Genomic DNA, 18,475 nt, shown 5'->3' on the forward strand with positions numbered 1-18,475 from the left:
AATTTTGCAGCCTTTCAGAAATAGATATGATTTTCAGCAGTTGGTTTAGGGATAACCTAAAGGAATATAAAGAAACATTAAGAATAGCTTATCCTGTAGTTCTTAGTCAATTCGGACATATATCAGTGGGAGTGGCAGATAGCATTATGGTTGGAGGGTTAGGAAGTATTCCGCTTGCATCGGCCACATTTGCCTTTAGTGTGTTTGTTCCATTTATGATGTTTGCCATTGGCCTTACCTATGGAATTTCTCCCTTAGTTGCCAAGGCAGACGGTGAACAGAACCACCTGGAAATAAGAAAGATTCTGAAGCACAGTATTGTATTGAATGTAATAGCCGCAATAGTGCTCTCCGGAGGACTGTTATTTGCTGCTCCGCTTCTGCAATATTTTCAACAGCCCCAAGAGGTACTGGCACTGGCTATTCCTTTCTTTAAAATTCTGGTATGGTCATTAGTGCCTTTAATTTTATTTCAGATCTGGAAACAGTTTGCTGAAGGTCTTGCCATTACCAGACAGGCAATGTATATCACTGTAATTGCTAATGTACTGAATCTGTTGCTTAACTATCTCCTGATTTATGGCCACTATGGCTTTCCAAAGCTTGGCACAAGTGGTGCTGCAGTGGCCACCCTCATCGCAAGGATCTTTATGGCTATTTCAATTTTTATATTTGTTATCAAATATTCCCGGACCAATATTTTCATAAAAGGAATGCAAAAAATTAGCTATTCTTTTAGGGAGTTTAAAAGATTGTTTAGGGTGAGTATTGCCGTGGGTTCTCAGCTTGCTTTTGAAACAGGGGCATTTGGAATGGCAGCTATAATGATTGGCTGGCTGGGTGCTTCGGAAATGGCAGCACATCATATTGCCTTAAACATGGCCGCGGTAAGTTATATGGGCGCAACGGGAATAGGTGCAGCAGCAACAGTTCGTGTTGGAAATGAATTAGGGAGAAAGGATTATGCAGCAGTTCGCAATGCAGGAAAAGCTGCTTTTCACCTTGTTGTTTTATATATGAGTTTCTGTGCCCTGGTGTTTATATTGTTCAGACATGATTTGCCCTGGTTTTATATCAATGAAGAATCTATCTGTAAAATGGCCGCCTCCCTTTTATTAATCAGTGCTTTTTTTCAATTGTCTGACGGTATTCAGGTTGTTTACCTTGGAGCACTCCGCGGACTGGAAGATGTAAAGATGCCTACAGCTATTGCTTTGCTGGCTTATTGGGTAATAGCATTGCCACTAGGATATGTGTTCGCATTTGTGCTGAAGATGGGCGTTGAAGGCGTTTGGTACGGATTATTGATAGGGCTTACCATTGCCGCATTGTTGCTTTATTACAGGTTTGAGAAGAAGTCGAAGGAGTTGGGGTGGTCTTGAAAGGGATTTGAAATCAATCTCCTGTAGTAGTCATATAATTAGCGTTTTAATTAATTTCTGATATCCAAGTGCCTAGTGGTAATCTTTTTGGAAGAAAACCTTTATTCCACATATAGTATTTTCATCAGACAATCTGATTTATTTTAGTTGCCTTTAGATTGTTTTTCTTTGTCATTTTTATAAATCATTACTATAAGTATTCCAATTCCTGCCCCGAATCCAACTAATCTATCAATATTTGTATAATAACCAAGCATTCCTGCTGGAATTCCAAAGACAATTGCCCCTATCAAAGCCCATCCAACTAGTCTAAAACTATTGCTTTTCGTATTTTTTAATGCCTGCTTATTGTTTTGTGTCATATCCTTTTCTGTCCGGATAGTGACTTCAAAATTTGAAATAAAAGTGTCCCAAAGTTGCTCCTCCTTCAAAGTCGGTGTCTGACCAATGGTATTTATATTGATGGTTAAATAAATTGTCGAATCATTATATGTTATTTTGATTTCGCTCTTCCATTTTAATGGATTAAAAGTGACGAAATTTTGGAACAAAGAACCCTCTTGTAAATCATACAAACATCAGATTCGTATTTTAGAATAAAGCCGTTCTTAGAGAAATATTTCTTTGTTAAATCTTTATTAACGTATAAACTATTATTGGTTAAAATGGTAATTTCTTTTTCAATTCTAAAATATTCAAAGGGTTCCATATTGTCCGGGTATTAAAAAAGCCCCGAAGTCAATTTCCTTCAGGGCTTTTTATTATACAAAATTCTGTTATTAATTATTCTCCGCTTTCTCCGTCACAGATTCTTCCTTATCAGCATCTTTAAAGAATCTTTTCTGCCAGATGAGGATAACACATACCCCAATAAAAATAGCAGCATCAGCGATATTGAAAATCGGCCAGAAGGCATAATGTTCTCCGCCGAATATCGGAATCCACTCCGGTAGTCTGCCTTCCCAGATATCTATATAAAACATATCTATTACCTGTCCGTGAAACCATGGTGTGCTTGAGCCGTCAGGAGCGTTGTTCAGTAATACACCGTAAAAGGTACTGTCTATTACATTGCCTATTGCACCTCCAAGTATCAAAGCAATACACCAAAGCATACCGGGAGCCATGTCTTTTTTTGCAAGTCGATATAAATACACTGAAATAGCAACCATTGCGATGATTCTAAACAGGCTTAGAATAAGCTTTCCATAAGGTATACCTAATTCAAAACCGAAAGCCATACCAGGATTGGTTGTATAGTAAAGCTTAAACCAGTCGTCAAAGATTCTGATCTGGCCAGGATAACCAAAGTCCATTTTAAAATGAACCAGAAGCTTTACAATCTGATCAAGAACAATTACTCCAAGAGTAAGGAAGTAGTACTTATAGTATTTATATTGAAGGGCCATGCCTCTTTATAGTTTTTAAAGTTCAATTTTCATTACAAGCTGATGCTCGTCCATATCAACAAGCTTGCCATCTTTTAGATTTTCTGTGAGAACAAGGGATAATGCTTGGGTTTCACTGCAGATATATTCTTTATTTGCAAGCAAGGCATTGTCTATCAGCTCATCTTTTTTCTGAATGGTGATTTTGATTTTGTCTTGAACTTCGAGACCCATGTCTTTTCTCATGTTCTGTACTCTGTTCACAACATCTCTGGCAATACCTTCTTTTTTCAGCTCTTCAGTAATGGTAATGTCAAGAGCCACAGTAACGCCGTTTTCACTTGCTACAGACCATCCAGGAATATCTTCAGAAGAAATTTCAACATCTTCAAGGGATATCTGAACGATGTCTCCTGTAAGCTTTATTTTGAAAGCATTTTCTTTCTCCAGTTTCTGAATGTCATCCTGAGTCATTGCAGAGATGGCAGCTCCCACTTCTTTTAATCTCGGACCATATTCTTTCCCAAGTTTCTTGAAGTTAGGCTTGATCTTTTTCACTACAACTCCTGAAGTATCTTCGATGTATTCGATCTTCTTGATATTAACCTCAGAAAGGATCAAATCTTCAACGGCCACTATTCTGTTTTTGTATTCCTGATTCAGTACCGGAATCAATAACCTTGAAAGTGGCTGTCTTACTTTTATTGTATGACCTTTTCTTAGAGAATGCACGAGCGATGAAATTCTCTGTGCCAATGACATTCTTTCTTCAAGATCAAGATCGATATGTTTTTCATCAGCAACTGGGAATTTGCTTAGATGGATACTTGCAACTTTTTCTTTCCCGCTTACTTCGTTCAAATCAAGGAAGAGTTTTTCCGAATAGAAAGGAGCGATAGATGCTGAAAGCTTTGCAACTGTTAGGAGACAAGTATATAATGTCTGATATGCTGCTATCTTATCTTCATTGTATTCACCTTTCCAGAAACGTTTTCTGTTGAGACGAACATACCAGTTACTCAAATCGTCTACTACAAAATCCTGGATCTCTCTGCCGGCCTTTGTTGGCTCATATTCAGCATAGGCCTCATCCACTTTTTTGATAAGGGTATTAAGTCTTGAAATGATCCATCTGTCGCTTTCAGTTCTTTTGTTTAAAGGAACCTCTGCTTCTTTAAAGGTAAAGTTGTCAAGATTTGAATACAGTGCGAAGAAGGAATAAGTGTTCTGAAGTGTTCCGAAGAATCTTCTCTGAACTTCAGTCACCCCGTCAATATTGAATTTCAGGTTATCCCAAGGTGGTGCGTTAACGATCATGTACCATCTGGTCGCATCTGGTCCGAACTGACCGATGGTCTCAAATGGATTGATTACGTTACCAACTCTCTTGGACATCTTTGCTCCGTTTTTGTCCAATACAAGACCATTGGCTATTACATTTTTAAACGCAACGGAGTCTTTTAACATCACTGCTATTGCGTGAAGTGTAAAGAACCATCCTCTTGTCTGATCAACCCCTTCAGCAATAAAGTCTGCCGGGAAGTTATTGTCAAATACATCTTTATTCTCAAAGGGGTAATGCCATTGAGCATAAGGCATAGCACCGGAATCAAACCAAACGTCGATCAGATCAGTCTCACGGATCATCGGTTTGCCTGATTCACTTACCAGTACAATCTGATCAACATAAGGGCGGTGCAAATCTTCGATTGATTTAAGATTGTAGATCTTTGTATTGAATTCCTTTTCTTTTTGAGCAAGAGTTTCAGCGGTGATGTTAAGCGCTTTGTTTGCTTTCTGAATTTCCTCATTCAGCTCCTGAAGAGAACCGATACATTTTTCTTCCTTACCATCTTCAGTTCTCCAAATAGGAAGCGGAGTTCCCCAGTATCTTGATCTTGAAAGGTTCCAATCTACAAGATTTTCCAGCCAGTTACCAAAACGTCCGGTACCGGTACTTGCAGGCTTCCAGTTGATGGTTTTGTTTAATTCAACCAGTCTGTCTTTTACAGCAGTCGTTTTGATAAACCAGGAATCAAGCGGATAGTATAATACAGGTTTATCTGTTCTCCAGCAGTGAGGGTAGGAGTGCTCATACTTCTCAACTTTGAAAGCTTTGTTTTCAGTCTTGAGCTTTATTCCGATTCTTTCATCTACCGAAAGGTATTTATCGCGGCCCTGCTTTTTTCTCTCTTCCTCTTTTTCGGCTTCAGTCAGGTAAGCTTCTTTTACATACTCTCCCGGAAAGTCTTTTACTTCAATTACAAACTTTCCTTGTTTATCTACAAGTGGAAGTTGGTTGCCTTCTTCATCCTTAACAGTAATAGCAGGCACGCCAGCAAGTTTTGCTACTCTTGCATCGTCTGCACCAAAGGTAGGAGCAATGTGAACGATACCTGTACCATCTTCAGTACTTACGAAGTCACCAGGTATCACTTTGAAGGCCTTGTCTGCTTCTTCCGGCTGTACATAAGGCAGAAGTTGTTCATATCTGATGCCAACAAGTTCTTTTCCTTTAACTTCTTTTAAAGTTTTGAAAGGAATATTTTTATCACCCTCTTTAAAGTCTTCCAGCTTCAGTTCTGCATTCTTAGCATTGAAGTATTTTCCGGCAAGATCTTTAGCAAGGATAACAATTCCTGGCTTAAAAGTATAAGGGTTAAATGTTTTTACAGCGACATAGGTAATGTTCTCGCCCACTGCAAGGGCGCTGTTTGAAGGAAGTGTCCACGGAGTGGTCGTCCATGCCAGGAAATAAGTCTGATCTGTTTCTGCATCCGATAGACCCAAGAGACTTTTTACTTTTTCCTTTGAGCTATCTGCTACCTTAAACTGAGCCACTGCAGAGGTATCTCTTACATCTTTATAGGTTCCGGGCTGATTCAGCTCGTGAGAGCTAAGTCCGGTACCAGCTGCAGGAGAATATGGCTGAATGGTATACCCTTTGTACAAAAAGCCTTTTTTATATAGCTCCTTTAACAGAAACCATACAGACTCTATATATGCTTTCTCAAAAGTGATATAAGGATTGTCAAGGTCTACCCAATAACCCATCTTTTCAGTAAGGTCATCCCACTGTGATTTATATTTCATCACAGCTTCACGGCATTTCTGGTTGTATTCTTCTACTGATATTTTTTTACCAATATCTTCTTTAGTAATACCAAGTTCTTTTTCAACCTGCAGCTCTACAGGAAGGCCATGTGTATCCCAGCCACCTTTTCTTTTTACCTGAAATCCTTTTAAAGTTTTATAGCGGCAGAAAATATCCTTTACCGTTCTTGCCATTACGTGGTGAATACCGGGAGTTCCATTTGCAGAAGGAGGACCTTCGTAAAATGTAAAACTTGGAGCACCTTCTCTGCTCGTTATAGATTGTTCGAAAACCTTATGCTGCTTCCAGTAGGAAAGTACTTCTTCTCCTACTTTTGCAAGATCGACGTTCTTGTATTCCCTGTACTTCACTTTGTTATATATTTCTTTAATTTCTTAAAAATTTATTTCAGGAGTCTGATATATTTGTTTGCTTTTCAGGCATATTTTCAATATTGCCTCGACTTTGGCAAAGCATTGTAAATAAATGACTTTGTTCTGTTTTCTGAATTGGCATCCCCTTGAATCTTCAGAATCAGATAAATTTAACCTTTTTTGAGGAATGCAAAGGTAATCAATTTTAGGTTAAATGAGCTTTTTGGTTAGAATTGATCACATTTTTTAACCATTTTCAGGTTAAAATGGTGCAATAAAACCAATGGACATCAGTAATTGAAATCAGAGATTTGTGAATGAAAGAGAATAGTTTTAATTATTTCTAGGGTTTCGATTGTATAAAGTGATGATTTTTAAAGCTTAGTGTTTGTTAAGTGCTTTTCTTTCTTTCTCTTTCTGTAAAAGTTGTGAAATGGGTATTGGCAGGATCTTGTTTTAAAAGCCTAACAAGAATCTGGTATAGGTGTGGCACTTCTATCCTGAATTCTTCTGGTTTTTCGAAAAAATATTCTACAGATACAGCAAATAATTCTTCAATATTGGTCGATGCATATTTGCGGAGGAAGTGCGTTTTATCTTTCTTGATCTCATTTATTTCGGTCTTCCCAATTTTGAAAAAGCGTACCAGATCTTTGTAGTCAAACAGGCTATTCCCTTCAAAATCATCGTCATCATCATACATGTCTGCAAGTTTAATGGCATGGGCCATTTCATGAAGTCCTACATTAAAGCCATCGTCAGGAATCTCATACCCTTGCTGAAAATGCTGCCATGACAATACAATAGCCCCATCTGTCTGCACTTCACCGACATGCTGAAGATTGGTTATTTTGGAATAATACCGGGTTGGGTAAATATAGAAACGGCTGAAATGCCTTAATTTAATGGGACGTAGCCCAAAGGTTAGCTGAACAAAACATGCACCGATCATAATTTTCATTTCTTCAGTGATGTTCATACCTCCCTGAGGGTAGAATTTTTTATTTAACAGGAAAAACTTAACCCTCCTCTGAAATTTTAATTTATTATTCGGAGAAAGTTTTTGATAGTAGCGAAAGTTGTATTCTAAAATATGAATCTGGATTGGATTGAGCTTCATAAAATTAGTAAGGATCCATTCTCCAAGGCTCAATACTTTCCTTCCTATTGTCTCATAAAGGAAAATAAATGTGGTAATCAGAAATATAATTATAAAGAAAGCCGCCAAGACCATAAAGATTTCCTTCAAGATAGGGAATTCTGAGCTATATTTCAGAGCCTGTCTTTTTTATTTAAGAAAAAAGAAATTAGAATTGTTTCAAGGAAATTTTGCTAATTCTACTACCTTTTTGGGATGATAATTTTGATAACTGGTTTGTAAATATTTACATTAAAAAAGGGCTTTTCATTACAAAAAGCCCTTTCAGGAATTTAAATTAACTTGGTAAAACTTTATTTTACTATTTTATGTGTATAGCTTCCACTTTCTGCTATAATATTTACTATATATATACCGCTTTTGAGATTGTCGCCGACTATGACTTCAGTGACATTCTGTCCAGCGCCTGATGCTACTTCTCTCCCTGTCATATCAATTACCTTGAAAGAAGTAATTGTTTCTTTTGTGTCCAATGAAACAGCTGTTTGATTTCCGTCTGGAAGTGGTGTAGCCATTACTGCAGCTCTCGTTCCACAGCCATTTGTTGATACGACTTTCGTGTATTCTACATTATATGGATAAGTTGAATAGCTTAGTAAAGCTGTTACAGTTACAGATGGTGCAGCATATTGACCAAAAGTGACATCAAAATATTTTCTGTCATAATAACTGAAAGAAACAGTAGCATCCGAATTGGTATATGCTGTTATGTTTACAGGATTAGGGTATTCAGCATATACCTGGAAGTTGTATGGTATTCCTTTGGTAACACATGATGGTCCTGACAATCCGTTAGGTAATACAGTAAATGAAACGACATCTGAAAATGTACGGCCATTTCTGTTATCTACAGCTTCTGCTTTTATATTGTAAACTCCTGGAAAATAAGTTTCTATGTGCTGTGTATATGGTGCAGTAAAATCAACCCCTACAATTGTATTGTTATTGTAAAAGTAGACCGCAGTAATAGTTCCGTCATTATCAACAGCGTCTACTGTGGCAAGCACTGTGTAGCTTGGAGGTAGCACTGCTCCATTGGATGGATAAGTAACAAATACTACAGGCAATTGATTCGCAGGTGCAATAAGTACAGTAACGGTATGATAATTTTGGCCGCCCTGATTGTCAAAAGCTACAGCTTTAAAGGTTCTTGTCCCTCCAGGAGCATTGTTATACAAGAATGAGTATGGTGCATTAATATCTGATCCCAGGAATGTTGTTCCATCATAAAAATCAACTCTGGTTACTGTACCATCAGCATCACTTGCATTAACTGATATGGTAATCGGTGTCCCAATAAGGATATCAGTGCCTTCTGATGGAGCCGTGATTGTCACAGTAGGAATTTGGTTGTTAGTTGAATTACTTATTCCTCCAGCCAGAGAGTAGTATCCAAGAGATCCATAATCTGAGTATCCGTTTGTTGCGGGATCTCCATAACCAACACCATCCACAATTAGGAAGTAGGTTCCTGCAGGCACTATTGTATCAATATTAGCACTTAATCCTTCCAGGTCAGATACTGTTATTGTGTTGCCAGATGCATCTTTAAGGGTAAAAGAAATGTCAAGGTTAGGATAGTAAGGATCTGGATTTGCAGTAATTTGTACACTGCCTCCTAAGGTGGTAAAATAGAAATAATCAACGTCATCTCTTTTTTCTATTACACCATTATTGTCGGATGGAGAAACATAGCCTGCACTATTATAGATAAGTTGTTTCGCCTGAGAAGGAATGTCACCGCTTTCGTCTGTTTTGAATGAAAATCCATTTTCAGATGAGATGACCGCGATATCATCCTGGTAAATATTTGTAGCACGATTGTACTCTCCTTTGCTGAATTGCACAACACTTCTATAATAGCCGTCTCCCATGATCGGTGCCCAATTTCCGTGTCCAGCGAAATATTCACTGTAAGGGTCATTTGTACCATCATGATAAAGACCGAGGGTATGGCCGATTTCATGAGAGCCGCATTCTCCTGCATATTTAGAGGTTGAAAGAAAAACCCAAGATGGTGTATCTTCATTCATAGGAAAAGAACCTATTCGGGCATATCCTCCCCATCCTGGAGCAGCATCGTCAGTAGGGGTGAATATTATCTTTACTCTTTTATTGATCGGTGTGGCTAAAAATACAGTGGAGTCGGTTGTAATGTTAATGTTAAAAGGTCTGTAATCTTCGCTTATCAGTCTCCAGGCTTCCTCTATTTCTGTTTCATTCAAGTGGGAAGGTAAAGCATTTATAGGCAATCCTCCATTCCAGTATGGATCCACTACATATTGTCCATCGAAGTCAAGGTATACGACAAATTCTGAGGAAGGATAACTTTGAAGGTTGTAAACATAGGATCCCTGAGGAGCTACAAAAGATGAAGAAGCCTTTGGCGCTGCCTCTGCAGGTGCTAGTGTTTCTATACAAATAATTTTGTTGATATCAACCTCTTTTGCATATACGTTTTTATTTTTGGAAAAATACTCATAAGCTTTTTTCTCATTAAGCAAGAGTAACTCTCCTTTCAGATTATCATCTTCAAATGTCAGGTTAAAGGTAGATTTTGAATTGTCTTTAATTTTACCTGCAATTATTTTCGAGTTCCCGGACGTCTTGTCGTAATGCACATCAACTGTAAGCTTCTTGTCACCAGACAGTGGAAGAATAGTTGGACCACTTTTCCTTTTCTTATTTGACGATTTGAATTGTTGTTGAAATTCAGATACGGAACCAACAAATGTTCCTTCATTCTCAGTATTCTGTGCAGTAGCGGCAGAGAATGTACTGAAAATTGATAGGGATAAGAGGATTTTTTTTGCCAATGAGCCAGGTTTGTTTTCCTGCAGTGGTTTTGGAATAGCTTTTAGCATAATAGTTATGTTTAGTTGAAAATTTTATGCTAAGGAAGGGAGATTTTAAATGATCGTCAGTTACAAAAGTTACACTTGCTTTAAAAAGACGAAAGTTTAGTGCCTTGTTGAATGCGGCTTTTAAGAGGGGAAGCCGTATCTTTATGATTATCACCTCTTCAGGGTCGGACTTTAAGTGATGAAGTTTCACTTAAAAAAATAAAAAAGGCCAACTTTGATAAGTTGGCCTTTTATTACAATTACTAAAGCTTTAAAGAATATATTCCTTTAATAGGATTTCTTAGTTTACTAATTGAACGTTCACGGCATTCATGCCTTTTCTACCTTTTTCAAGATCAAATTTAACTTGGTCGTTTTCACGAATTTCGTCAATTAGACCTGAAGAGTGAACGAAGATGTCCTCACCGGACTCTGCTGATTTAATAAACCCAAAACCTTTTGAGTTATTAAAAAATTTAACTGTTCCTTGCATTATTATGTATTTATGAAATTAAAAACATTTTCAACGGTAAAATGTTCAAAAATGTACCTACATTTTTTTTCTTTTACTGTAATAAATTTTAAAACCGTTCAAACGCTTTATTTTAGGATTTCAAAGTCTATATGAAAATGATCATCATGTAGACTATTAATCAAAGGGGTAAGGCTATTGACGAGGTAAATGTTACTTTGCTTTAGTTTTTTTCCGTTAGGTGTGGCAAAAATAAGATTTTTAAATTCAGTTTTGATAATTACTTTCTGAATTTTATACCCATTATTTCTTGCCTGAGTTTCTAGAGAAAGAATTTGCCTGGCAACCAGATCAAAATCAATGGAGATACTCGTGTCCCCGCTGTATTTTCCTTCATTGTCAAAGTCAAGCCAATAATGGCTGGCACCAATTGTATCGAGGCCATAAAAGGCTTTATTGTCCTTTATTAAAGGCATCATAAAATCAATGCTTAAGCCGTTCTGATGAGTCCTGTGAGGGAAAATTTTGCCACCATTTTTATTGCTGCATTCCATAATGAAAAATTTCCTATCCGGGATTTCTTTCTCCAGTTGCTTATAAGAACCTATCACAGCAGTCCTTATTTTATCATTCAGGAATGCGCGATTGTTGATATAACTGGAGGTGTCAAAGTATTGGTAATTAGTTCCCTGAAATGGAAATAGTTTTCCATTAACCAGAGTTCCACCAGATACAGTGCCGGTGGAAGTGCTTGGAGAACTATTTTCTTTATTTCCGGATAAATAAACTTTTATTCTGTCGGAGGAATGACCTTGTCCGAATACAGAATTGCAGAAACATGACAATAACAGGACTTGAAAAAGCTTACTCATAAAATTTTTTTATTTCTATGAGCAGCCTGTCTGCAAAATTCAAACCGGAATGTTTTATTCGAGGGTGTAAAAGCAGTTGGATAAGTATTTTGACTCCGATTTATGATTTTTTTACACTGACAGCATTAAGGCCTTTTGGTGTATTGATGGTTTCAAAAGTTACTCTGTCGTTCTCTTTTATAGGTTCCTTAATGCCATTGATATGCACAAATATGCTTTCCTGGGTTTCCAGATCCTTGATAAATCCATATCCTTTGGATTCATTAAAAAAGGTTACTTTGCCCTTTCTGAGAGGTTTCGGCTCGTCACGGTTTGTGTTTCTCGCTACACCGATCTGTATATCATCCTGATTAATGACAGCTTTCTTTTTATTCGGGTCTGGAGGAACTGATGTAATATTCCCGTTTTCATCAACATAAGCCATCATATCCTCAAGGCTTTGACCTTTGCTGGAATGAGCTTTACGTTCTTTGCTTTTCTCTTCCTTTTCTTTCTTCTTTTGCTGTTTTTTCTTTTCTACTTCTTTTTTGTTAAACGTTTCTTGAGATTTACCCATAATTTATTTTAAAATATTTAATGTTGGCAATTTGGTGATGATTTCTGGTCTGAATATATCCGGTTGAAATTGGACTAAGAAAGTAAGTCTTTTTTAAGAAGATTGTTCAGAAAGAATCATAAAAATACATGTTTTTTATGATTTGTATAAATTTAACTAATTTTCCTGCCTTTTACAAAAAGGCTTTTGGTAAAAGATACTTTTGCCTTTAATGTTTTAAGGTTAGGCAATTCTTTTATCGCCTGATTCATCAAAAGCATAAGTTTTCTGTTTTCAGGAGGATAGAAATAAAATTTAGCATTCCGAAGTATCTTTCCAGGATCTTGTTTCAGTAATTTTGAAAGTGAACCGTACAGCGTTGGCAGCTGCAATTTAAACTCCTCCGGTTTTTCAAAGAAATATTCAACACATACAGCAAAAAATTCATCTTCATTGTTAAATGCATAGGGCCTGAGAAATCTCATTTTTCCTGTTTTAATTTTCTTTATCTCCTGACGACTTATTTTTCCCCATTCTTTGAGACTTTCATGATCAAGTAATTCTTGCTGATGTTGATGCAGGGCATCTTCAATTTTCAATGCATGTGCCATTTCATGCAATCCCAGGTTAAATCCATCTTCCGGTCTTTTATATCCATACATAAAATCTTCCCATGAAAAAGCAATAAATCCACTTAGGCTCACTTCGCCTTTGTGCCTTTTGCCATTTGAAGACTGGTAGTGAGAGGGGTATATCAGTATTTTAGGAAAGCTTTCAAATCTTACCGGAGGAAAGCCAAAAGTCAACTGGACGCCGCAAGCTGCTACAAGAATCTGCATTTCTTCTGTAACCTGCGGAATCCCTTTAGGAATAAATTCTTTATGGATAAGAAAATTTCGTATTCTTTTTTCAAAATCAATCTTCTGGCTTCCTGAGAGATCTCTATAGTATTTGAAATGCTTGAGAAGAATATCTCTTTGTTTTCTTGAAAGTCTCTTATTGATATGGACTGTTTCAAGAAAAGGATTAATGATAAGTGCATATAGACCGAGGCTAAACGTACCAAATAAAAATACTGCGAGGCCTAGTATATAGAAGGTAACAGTTATATATGTTTCCAAATCTTAAACCTTTAAGTTAATAAGACCCACAGAAGTGAGTTTTTGTTTAAAGAGCTGAAAGTTTAAAGTAAAAAGCTAAAAGTTTAAAGTAAAAAGTTTAAAGTTTCTTCAATATTTTAGGTGTGTTTCACAAATTAGGCCTGGCGCGTATTGTTTACTTTCGCCCAGATATAATTCAGCAAAATTTTCAGAGAAAAGGAAATATTTGGTAGAGACGCCATGCTGGCGTCTCTTATTCACAAGAGATAATTTTTAATTTTCTAGGAAGCTATGAAATATGGATATGCGAGGTGGTTTCATTAGTCGCTCATTATCATGATTTTATAGGTGCTATGCATGGCGTCTATACGGTATTTTTGGAATAAAACAGAAAAGGAGGCATTGAGCCTCCTTTTCTGTTTTACTTATTACTTACAACTCAAATCAGTTGTTCAAGGATCCTCTTAAATGAAGTGGCTTTTCTGATTTTCTGTCTTAGCTCACTGATTGGTACTCTTTCCTGCTCCATGGTATCGCGATAACGGATTGTTACGGAGTTATCTTTAAGGGTATCATAATCTACTACTATACAAAATGGCGTACCTATCAGATCCTGACGGGTATATCTTTTGCCGATTGCATCTCTTTCTTCGTAGATCACATTCATATCCATTCTAAGCTCTTTGTAGATTTCCTGAGCTTTTTCAGGAAGTCCGTCTTTTTTAACAAGAGGGAATATTGCAGCTTTTACTGGAGCTAATGCAGGATGCAGTTTCAGGTACACTCTTTCTTTTTTATCATCGCCTTCTCCGACTGTTTCTTCCGTATAAGCATTGCAAAGTATAGCAAGGAATGCTCTGTCAGCACCAACCGAAGTTTCAACTACGTATGGAACATAGTTTTTATTCAGTTCATTGTCGAAGTATTGAAGCTTTTTCTTGGAATATTTTTCATGATTACCAAGGTCGAAATCCGTTCTGGAATGAATACCTTCTATTTCTTTAAATCCGAAAGGAAACTCGTATTCTATATCTACTGCGGCATTAGCATAGTGAGCAAGCTTCTCATGATTATGGAATTTCAGTTTACCTTCAGGTAAACCGATGGCTTTATGCCATTTCAATCTTACTTGTTTCCATTCTTCATACCATTTCATTTCTTCGCCCGGACGAATGAAAAACTGCATTTCCATTTGCTCAAACTCCCTCATACGGAAGGTAAACTGACGGGCAACTATTTCATTTCTGAAAGCTTTACCGATCTGAGCAATACCAAAAGGAATTTTCATCCTTCCTGTTTTTTGAACGTTCAGGTAGTTAACGAATATACCCTGAGCGGTTTCAGGTCTGAGGTAAATTGTGCTTGAATCTTCTGCAACTGCACCCACCTGAGTTGAAAACATAAGGTTGAACTGTCTTACTTCTGTCCAGTTTGATGTGCCAGAAACAGGACATTTAATTTTCTCAGATATGATCAGATCCTGAACGCCTTTAAGATCATTCGCTTCAAGAAGTCGAGCTAATGATTTTACCAAGGCATCACCTTTGGCTTTATCGCCATTTTTCTCATATTCCGCTGCTTTATCTTCAATAAGAACGTCTGCTCTATATCTTTTTTTGGAATCTTTGTTGTCGATCATAGGATCGCTGAAGCCATCCACGTGGCCAGAAGCTTTCCAGGTGGTTGGGTGCATGAAGATGGCTGCATCTATCCCCACCACATTGTCATTCAACTGAGTCATGGCTTTCCACCATGCAGTTTTGATATTGTTTTTTAATTCAACTCCATTTTGTCCGTAATCATAAACAGCCTGAAGTCCGTCATAAATTTCACTTGAAGGAAATACAAATCCGTATTCTTTAGCGTGTGAAATGATATTTTTAAAGGTGTTTTCTACCGTCGCACTTACTTTTTCCATAGCTGCAAAGATATGTAAATGATTTGTATTATAGGAAATTCAATTTTGGAATTTTGATTTACTGAGTATTGATAGAAAATCGGCCGTGTCTTAAATTCCGTGTGCTGAATTTTAATTCATTTTTTAATCTCTGAACTCTGGGTAAAAATTATTATTTGATCGTAGTTGAAAAATCTTGTCAATCATTTTAATCAAATACTTAATGGTAACTTCTAATGAGTTAATTATCACTGACATTTTTTTAATGCTTAATTCCGGTTAAATTTCCCGCTTTTAGTATTTTTGCCGCATGAATAAAGTAAAGAAAACTGCAGTTTTCCTCATCAATCTGGGAACGCCTGATAGTCCGTCTGTTCCAGATGTCAGAAAATATCTAAGAGAGTTTTTGATGGACAGAAGGGTAATCGATATTCCATTTCTTAACCGCTGGTTCCTGATTAATTTTATAATTGCTCCATTCAGAGCGCCCAAATCAGCAAAGGTTTATAAGGAGTTATGGACAGACGAAGGTTCGCCTTTGCTGACTTATGGTATTGAGGCTCAAAAACTTTTACAGGAAAAATTGGGGGAAAATTTTCAGGTTTTTTTCGGTATGAGGTACCAGAATCCATCAATTGAAAAGACTGTTAAAGAAATGGAGGGTAAAGGTTTTGAAAAAATCGTAATTCTGCCTCTTTTTCCTCAGTATGCCAGCGCTTCTACAGGTTCTGCGGTTGAGAAAGCAATGGAATATATCAATAAATGGGAGGTAATTCCAGAGATTAAGATCGTTGCTAATTTCCCTAATCATCCATTATTCATTAAAGCCTTTGCGGAGATTGGCAGAAAATATATTGAAAAGGATAGGTTCGATCATATAATATTTACTTACCATGGTATTCCGGAAAGACAAATTAAAAAATCAGCAGTTCAGGGTTATTGTCAGCTGAATGATAAATGCTGTTCAAAATACCATTCCAAAAATTATTATTGCTACAGGGCTCAGTGTTATGAAACAACACGACATCTGGTGAAAGAACTAGGCCTTGCAGAGGGAACATATTCGGTTGCATTCCAGTCAAGACTAGGGAAAACACCGTGGATCAAGCCATACACGGATGACCTTATAAAAGAACTGGGAGAAAAGGGAGTAAAAAGAGTATTGGCATTTTCTCCATCATTTGTTGCAGACTGCCTGGAAACTACTATTGAAGGAGGTGTTGAATACAGGGATATGTTCAAAGAACATGGTGGGGAGCACTGGCAGTTGGTAGAGAGCCTGAACAACCATCCTATATGGATCGAGTGTATGGAAGATCTGGTAATTAATAACTGAATCGATATCAATCATAATCATGCATAGGATACACCTATGCATGTTTATTCCCTAAATTTTATGTCTTGTGAAGAATCTGAAACTAAGAAAATTCAAACCTTTAACTTTCAGCTTTCAAACTTTATTTATCTTCCCTTCCCGCAACAATCATTACAATTTCACCTTTCACTGTTTTCTGTGAAAAGTGTTCCTTAATTTCTTTTAATGTCCCATTGACAGTCTCTTCATATAATTTGGTAAGCTCTCTTGATACAGAAGCATTTCGCTCTGGTCCGAATATTTCTTCAAACTGCTCCAGGGTTTTTATTAAACGATGAGGAGATTCATAAAAAATCATAGTGCGTTCTTCAGGAATCAGGCTTTGCAGACGGGTATGTCTTCCTTTTTTATGAGGAAGAAATCCTTCAAAAGTAAACCTGTCAGATGGAAGTCCAGATTTCACTAAGGCTGGGACAAAGGCAGTAGGACCGGGAAGGCATTCTACATCTATGCCATGTTTAAGAGATTCCCTTACCAGTAAAAAGCCAGGATCAGAAATGGAAGGTGTTCCTGCATCTGAGATAAGTGCCACCAGCTGTCCTTCTTTCATTTTACTTACAATACCTTCAACAGCTTTATGCTCATTAAAAATATGGTAACTCTGAAGCCTGTTGTTAATTTCATAATGTTTTAATAAGTGGCCGCTTGTTCTTGTATCTTCTGCAAGGATCATATCAGCTTCCTTAAGAATTCTTAATGCTCTAAGAGTGATATCCTCAAGGTTTCCTATCGGGGTTGGAACTAAAATTAATTTTCCCTCTTTTTCTTCCATTTAGTTAATAAGCCGATCTATAGCTTCGGCAAGTTTTCTGTCTTTTTCGGTTATTCTATTTCCCGCGCTATGCGTTGTCAGCTGAATTTGGACTTTATTCCAGGAGTTGGACCAGTCCGGATGGTGATCCATTTTCTCTGCCAGAAGTGCCACACGAGCCATAAAGGCAAAAGCTTCGGAGAAATTTTTAAAAGTAAAGGTTTGTTCCAGTCTGTTTTCTTTTTCCTGCCACATAAAAGATTTTTTTAAGTGAAACGTTAATTTCGGGTCAAACCAATTTACAGCTGTGAAGTTAGAAATATTGATTTGAAAAGCAGAGGCGTTGTTTAAAATAAAGCGTTTTTCAAAAGAGGTATTAGATTTGTATGAAAATGAGCCTTTAGGAAAAATAAATAACAAGTATCTAAAAAAAAGGAAATGATCTTTCCGAGATTATTGTTTAATATTCTGAAATAATTAAAAGGGACATAAATATTTTGCCAAACTTTCATGAAATATTATCGGACGGAGGTCCGGTTTATGCAGAAACCAACCTGAGCAACATTATTGCTGAACCCTGGAATGCCCTCTCTTCACTGGCGTTTCTGGTCCCCGTTGTTATATGGCTTATAAAAATTCAGGGAAACTACAAAAAGCATGCATTCCTTACTTTTTGTCTGCCGCTCCTGTTTTTGGGTGGACTTGGTAGTACGTTGTATCATGCTTTCAGATCGTCTTCACTTTTATTGCAATTGGATGTACTTCCTATTGTGTTATTGACATTTTCTGTCAGTATATACTTCTGGTACAGGATTTTAAAATCCTGGTGGAAGATTACACTTGCAATGGCTCCGTTTATACTGGTCAGGTTGTTTGTTTATAAATTTGTAACACTTTCCGGTCATGATCTTATTAATCTGAATTATTTTGTTACCGGAGTAATGATATTTTTGCCATGCCTTATATTACTGATTAAAACAAAATTTGCAGGTATTACAGATTTGATTTTGTCCTGCGTTCTAATGATCCTGGCACTTTATTTCAGAGGAGCAGATTCAGGAAACTTTACACTTTTGCCAATGGGCACTCATTGGCTCTGGCATGTAGCTTCTGCTGCAGGGAGTGGTTTTTTGGGAAAATATTTATATGATCTGAACTCCAAACATCTTCAGTCAATAGAAAATAAAATTTGACGATACCGCAATTCTGAGCGAGAAAGCTTATTTTTGTAAA

15 protein-coding genes are annotated in these 18,475 nt (G+C 37.0%); 3 read left to right on the plus strand and 12 right to left on the minus strand.

Annotation, left to right across the window (positions count from 1 at the left end):
- Window positions 1-26: 26 nt before the first annotated feature.
- Complete coding sequence (locus MYP_RS05280) at window positions 27-1,382, plus strand: MATE family efflux transporter (protein ID WP_045459579.1); 1,356 nt, start codon at window positions 27-29, stop codon at window positions 1,380-1,382.
- A 143-nt stretch (window positions 1,383-1,525) separates the two neighbouring features.
- On the opposite strand, the gene MYP_RS05285 is transcribed toward MYP_RS05280, so the two are convergent.
- The 10 genes from MYP_RS05285 to MYP_RS05330 form a co-directional block, all read right to left on the minus strand.
- Entirely contained in the window at window positions 1,526-1,957 is a 432-nt protein-coding gene (locus MYP_RS05285; protein ID WP_045459582.1) for a hypothetical protein, read from the minus strand.
- Window positions 1,958-2,161: 204 nt separating this feature from the next.
- On the minus strand, window positions 2,162-2,791 hold the full coding sequence (locus MYP_RS05290) for a lipoprotein signal peptidase (RefSeq protein WP_045459584.1): 630 nt from the start codon (window positions 2,789-2,791) through the stop codon (window positions 2,162-2,164).
- Between the two features lie 15 nt (window positions 2,792-2,806).
- The gene (ileS, locus tag MYP_RS05295; RefSeq protein ID WP_045459587.1) at window positions 2,807-6,235 is read right to left on the minus strand and encodes an isoleucine--tRNA ligase; all 3,429 of its coding nucleotides are present in this window, start codon (window positions 6,233-6,235) and stop codon (window positions 2,807-2,809) included.
- A 394-nt stretch (window positions 6,236-6,629) separates the two neighbouring features.
- Complete coding sequence (locus MYP_RS05300; RefSeq protein ID WP_197060016.1) at window positions 6,630-7,358, minus strand: zinc-dependent peptidase; 729 nt, start codon at window positions 7,356-7,358, stop codon at window positions 6,630-6,632.
- Window positions 7,359-7,690: 332 nt separating this feature from the next.
- Window positions 7,691-10,261: an Ig-like domain-containing protein gene (locus tag MYP_RS05305; protein WP_045459590.1), complete on the minus strand. Its 2,571-nt coding sequence runs from the start codon at window positions 10,259-10,261 to the stop codon at window positions 7,691-7,693.
- Window positions 10,262-10,541: 280 nt separating this feature from the next.
- Window positions 10,542-10,736: a cold-shock protein gene (locus MYP_RS05310; protein ID WP_028981335.1), complete on the minus strand. Its 195-nt coding sequence runs from the start codon at window positions 10,734-10,736 to the stop codon at window positions 10,542-10,544.
- A 104-nt stretch (window positions 10,737-10,840) separates the two neighbouring features.
- Window positions 10,841-11,584: a penicillin-insensitive murein endopeptidase gene (locus tag MYP_RS05315; protein ID WP_045459593.1), complete on the minus strand. Its 744-nt coding sequence runs from the start codon at window positions 11,582-11,584 to the stop codon at window positions 10,841-10,843.
- A gap of 100 nt (window positions 11,585-11,684) precedes the next feature.
- A complete protein-coding gene (locus tag MYP_RS05320) occupies window positions 11,685-12,140 on the minus strand; it encodes a cold-shock protein (protein WP_045459595.1) in 456 nt (151 codons plus the stop codon).
- A 152-nt stretch (window positions 12,141-12,292) separates the two neighbouring features.
- On the minus strand, window positions 12,293-13,240 hold the full coding sequence (locus MYP_RS05325; protein WP_052429967.1) for a zinc-dependent peptidase: 948 nt from the start codon (window positions 13,238-13,240) through the stop codon (window positions 12,293-12,295).
- Between the two features lie 418 nt (window positions 13,241-13,658).
- Window positions 13,659-15,137: a glycine--tRNA ligase gene (locus MYP_RS05330; protein WP_045459598.1), complete on the minus strand. Its 1,479-nt coding sequence runs from the start codon at window positions 15,135-15,137 to the stop codon at window positions 13,659-13,661.
- A gap of 289 nt (window positions 15,138-15,426) precedes the next feature.
- On the opposite strand from MYP_RS05330, the gene hemH reads away from it, so the two are divergent.
- Window positions 15,427-16,452, plus strand: coding sequence for a ferrochelatase (gene hemH, locus MYP_RS05335; RefSeq protein ID WP_045459601.1), 1,026 nt, complete (start codon window positions 15,427-15,429; stop codon window positions 16,450-16,452).
- A 121-nt stretch (window positions 16,453-16,573) separates the two neighbouring features.
- On the opposite strand, the gene rsmI is transcribed toward hemH, so the two are convergent.
- Window positions 16,574-17,263, minus strand: coding sequence for a 16S rRNA (cytidine(1402)-2'-O)-methyltransferase (rsmI, locus tag MYP_RS05340; protein WP_045459603.1), 690 nt, complete (start codon window positions 17,261-17,263; stop codon window positions 16,574-16,576).
- Entirely contained in the window at window positions 17,264-17,662 is a 399-nt protein-coding gene (locus MYP_RS26725; RefSeq protein WP_262506732.1) for a 4a-hydroxytetrahydrobiopterin dehydratase, read from the minus strand. It lies immediately after the preceding gene.
- Window positions 17,663-17,739: 77 nt separating this feature from the next.
- Here MYP_RS26725 and MYP_RS05350 point away from each other — a divergent pair, with 77 nt between their 5' ends.
- Complete coding sequence (locus MYP_RS05350; protein ID WP_045459605.1) at window positions 17,740-18,435, plus strand: ceramidase domain-containing protein; 696 nt, start codon at window positions 17,740-17,742, stop codon at window positions 18,433-18,435.
- Window positions 18,436-18,475: the final 40 nt, after the last annotated feature.

The organism is Sporocytophaga myxococcoides (assembly GCF_000775915.1).
Classification (GTDB): domain Bacteria; phylum Bacteroidota; class Bacteroidia; order Cytophagales; family Cytophagaceae; genus Sporocytophaga; species Sporocytophaga myxococcoides_A.

What these genes read in the sequence shown, in the direction of transcription:
- MYP_RS05280 (WP_045459579.1), top strand. Translation starts at nt 27, where the DNA reads ATGATTTTCAGCAGTTGGTTTAGGGATAACCTAAAGGAATATAAAGAA.
- MYP_RS05290 (WP_045459584.1), bottom strand. Translation starts at nt 2,791, where the DNA reads ATGGCCCTTCAATATAAATACTATAAGTACTACTTCCTTACTCTTGGA.
- MYP_RS05300 (WP_197060016.1), bottom strand. Translation starts at nt 7,358, where the DNA reads ATGAAGCTCAATCCAATCCAGATTCATATTTTAGAATACAACTTTCGC.
- MYP_RS05305 (WP_045459590.1), bottom strand. Translation starts at nt 10,261, where the DNA reads ATGCTAAAAGCTATTCCAAAACCACTGCAGGAAAACAAACCTGGCTCA.
- MYP_RS05315 (WP_045459593.1), bottom strand. Translation starts at nt 11,584, where the DNA reads ATGAGTAAGCTTTTTCAAGTCCTGTTATTGTCATGTTTCTGCAATTCT.
- MYP_RS05320 (WP_045459595.1), bottom strand. Translation starts at nt 12,140, where the DNA reads ATGGGTAAATCTCAAGAAACGTTTAACAAAAAAGAAGTAGAAAAGAAA.
- MYP_RS05330 (WP_045459598.1), bottom strand. Translation starts at nt 15,137, where the DNA reads ATGGAAAAAGTAAGTGCGACGGTAGAAAACACCTTTAAAAATATCATT.
- hemH (WP_045459601.1), top strand. Translation starts at nt 15,427, where the DNA reads ATGAATAAAGTAAAGAAAACTGCAGTTTTCCTCATCAATCTGGGAACG.
- rsmI (WP_045459603.1), bottom strand. Translation starts at nt 17,263, where the DNA reads ATGGAAGAAAAAGAGGGAAAATTAATTTTAGTTCCAACCCCGATAGGA.